We start from the raw sequence: 3370 nt of genomic DNA, 5'->3' as shown, positions 1-3370 counted from the left end.
TGAGCGAATGCGTAACCGCATCCTCTATCTTGCGGTTACTAAAAATAGATAGCAGCGAGAATTTGCATCCTCGCTGCCAACATTACTTTATGCTTTTACCCCAACCATTGACATAGAACCAAAAAAATTACAGTTTTCCACTTTCGGGCCTTTTTCTACGGCAATAAAATGCGCACCATCACTATTGGTAGAAACTAACCGTTCCGCCGTTGCATTCCGCGGCTTTTCCCCGGGAATCATATTTACACGTTCAAGGACCATGCCGCCAACACCGCCCTGCTCAAGAATGCCCATTCCCGGCGAAGAATATAACCCAAAATCAACAAAAGAAGTATAGGCGCTGTCTTCTACGCGCACAGCCGTCGCCAAAGCGCTGCGAATTGCGACGGTATCCCCAAGTTGTACAGGAATTTGCCCTGGCCCACAGGCCGTAGCGCTCCACTGAAGATTGACTTTAAGGTACCCGTTTCCCATCGCTTCCGCTCGAATCGGAGTCAAGTGCCTAGCGCCCACTTTTTCCGCTTTGGTTAGGCGATCCATCACCGTAAAGAACCCTTGATGAATTTTCGCCGCAAATTCGCTGCTGCTAGGATAGCCTGCATCCACTTGTATCTCGACCACCTGCCCGGTTGAGTCCAATCCAGTTACGACCCCTTGCGTATAGGGTAAAGGGTCATAGTCGACCGCTAGATTCCGTACGGTAAAATGGTTGGACGATTTAATCCAAAAAGTGGACTTCATAGACGTATTTAAAATTGTTGCTCCATTACCGTTGATTTCCAAAAAATCAACAAATTGAACCTGTATTGGCTTCGTAATCTTGTATATTTTCTTGTTTTCCAAGTTTAAAACAATCTTAATTTCCCGCTTTTCTTGCTTGGCTGCCGCTGCTCTTGCCTGCGCCTCTGCAATCGCTTTTTCAAAGGCTAGATTCGTGTCCTCTGCACCAGGATTGGCAAACTGGGCCAGCTCCAGCGCAACACTTGTCACCGATTCGGAAGCGCCATAGGTAGTTCCTGCTTCTACAGAAAGATTTACAAAAAAAGAAAAAACAATATAGACTAACAGGATACACACCGTATTTTTCAGAAAAGGTATACTTCTTATTCCTTGCATTCCTACGCCTCCGATAAACTATAGGATTCAACTCTCAACACTTGCATTCCCTGCGCCCCTCGGCAAAGAGCTATATCCAGCAAGCGCACCTGTTCTATTTCTTTCTGAGGCGTATAGCAGCTAGTACCCCGCCACTTTTCACGGCTAAGCCGTTCCCATTTGGTGTCTACAAGCCTGTGTCCGTATTCCTTTGTATACCAAGTAAAACAAAAATCAGGAACATACTCATCCGACACACCTGGCAATAGCAATTCCACACTTTGCTGGTAGCTTTGCCCTGGTAGAAGCTGCGCAAAAGATCCTGATGTAATTTCACTGGCCGGCGCATCCTGGAGACTGCGCAGCTTTACAAAAACACCCTCGGCTGTCGCATACCCGGCAATTTTCCAATGCATTTGTTCTGCCTCTACACCAAAAGAATAAATGCCCTCTAAATCGGCCATTGTTTTCAAGAGCCGGCAGTCAGCCGCTACTGATTCTGCCACCTCTTGCGCCGCAGAAGACCGTGCTGAGTAGTCCAGGAATTCCTCGTCGCACATGGTTTCCACCACATTTTGCAGACATACCCGTGCTGCAGAGTCACGCTTCTCGTTCTCCGGTTCTTCGCGCTTCAAAGCCATGCCGCCGGCAGGTTGCACGGAGGCCTCGCTTAGTTCCAAGGTAGCATGCTTCATGAACAAGCGCATCACATGATTCACACCGTCTTCGTTAACAGTCCGAAGATCCGCCGCAAAATATTGTCCCCGGTTATAGTTTCCCGTAATAATTTCATAGGCAGGAAAATAGGCTACTTCTTTACGCCGAGAAGCAATCATTTCACTGGCCACACGCAACACCGACTTGGAATACGTAGTAGATACAAGAACATGCTTCGCTTCGGCCGTAGCTACCAGGGGCACCGGCGAAACCGTCAAAATCACTTTTGCTTTGGGGTTAACATCACGCAGATAATCAATAAATTCAATCATATCCCTTACAATCTCATCGACTGTAAAATTAACAAAACGATATTTCTCCGGCGTGAATTCTCCGGCGACAACGCCCGGGCAAATAGGATAAGCAGCGCCATCGCATCTGGAAAGCCAGCATTCTGTCAACCCCAGCGTAAACACAAACACATCCAATTCCTCAAAAGCTTGGCGCACATACCGATAATGCTGCTTGCGGTCGAGCTCATATTCTTGGCGGGAACTAAAACCATCCGGCTGAATATTGGGACGAAAGGGATCTATCAACGTCCCATCTTCCCGCTCCCACACATCTTCTTGCGGCGAAAACAAGCCGTATACTCTTTGAAACAGCTGTACCAGCTGTCTTGCGGTATAAATATTTCCATAGCGTGCGCTAAAGATGCCATAATTGTTTTTCTTGACCAAATCCTCCGGTATCAAAGGATGCGCTTTTTCGGTAATGAAAAAATGAAAGCCGCCCTTATCCAGGACTTTACTGATATGCTGTGCAAAACAGCTTCCGGCTGATACAATTTTATCTTCCTTTGAAATTTTAAAAGGAAAATGGAGTACCGGATCAACAACTTCCATTTCAAGGCGCGCTATCGAACGCGACCAATAGGATGAATCCGGAAAACTCTTATATGGATGCGTCATTTATAGCCCCCTATCCTTCTCTCTATGTCCTACTTGTCTACATACTACTGTGTCATCTACCCCACTACTGCGCGTAGGCTATTTTCTCCAACACTTGCAGCACCTCTTCGCCATAGGCCACATTTCCGTGCGTAGCATCGGTAGACCAATACTGCTGCTTCAAAAAGCCATTTTCATCCATCGTGTTCGCCGGAGCCGGAATAAAACTAATCTCCATCTGTTCACAGGCTTCCTTGAAGATTTCGGATTGCAGCCGCCACAACTTATAACGCAAATACGGCGGTGCCACTACGCTTTCGTCCAAATGTACTAGTTGACTATCTTTTCTTCTTTTCTCTACTTTTAACCGGAACTCCTTATCCAAGTGTGCCAAAATGTGTTTAGTGTCAAAAATAGGCGGAGGAGACTCTATATGGTACAAAGATGCACATTGTTCTTTAAGCAAAGCAAGCGCGCACAGTTGCCCCTTCATACGTCTACATAATATTTCTTTTATTGTTTCATAAGCTATAGTATTTTCAGTCGCAAATTGCAAGTGCAAGTTGAACACTTTGGTAAAGTAGAACAGTAGTTTAAATTAAGCAGCATAAATAGAGTCAAGAAAGTCTTCGAAAAGGTCGTCTGGAGTTCGATAACCGAGGCGCTTG

General features: G+C 46.1%; 3 protein-coding genes. All 3 read right to left on the bottom strand.

Annotated features, from left to right (window positions below):
• Positions 1–87: 87 nt before the first annotated feature.
• A complete protein-coding gene (locus PHF27_RS13965; RefSeq protein ID WP_300071381.1) occupies positions 88–1116 on the bottom strand; it encodes a hypothetical protein in 1029 nt (342 codons plus the stop codon).
• Positions 1117–1118: 2 nt separating this feature from the next.
• Positions 1119–2723, bottom strand: a complete 1605-nt coding sequence (locus PHF27_RS13960; protein ID WP_300071378.1) for a GSCFA domain-containing protein — start codon at positions 2721–2723, stop codon at positions 1119–1121.
• A 64-nt stretch (positions 2724–2787) separates the two neighbouring features.
• A complete protein-coding gene (locus PHF27_RS13955; protein WP_300071374.1) occupies positions 2788–3012 on the bottom strand; it encodes a hypothetical protein in 225 nt (74 codons plus the stop codon).
• Positions 3013–3370 lie beyond the last annotated feature (358 nt).

It is taken from the genome of Anaeromusa sp. (genome assembly GCF_028691475.1).
GTDB lineage: Bacteria > Bacillota > Negativicutes > Anaeromusales > Anaeromusaceae > Anaeromusa.
Note: the sequence above shows the minus strand (reverse complement) of the source record. Positions and strands in the feature narration are given on the sequence as shown.

Excerpts from the sequence above, each read along its gene's own strand:
- PHF27_RS13960 (WP_300071378.1), bottom strand. The coding sequence starts at position 2,723 with ATGACGCATCCATATAAGAGTTTTCCGGATTCATCCTATTGGTCGCGT.
- PHF27_RS13965 (WP_300071381.1), bottom strand. The coding sequence starts at position 1,116 with ATGCAAGGAATAAGAAGTATACCTTTTCTGAAAAATACGGTGTGTATC.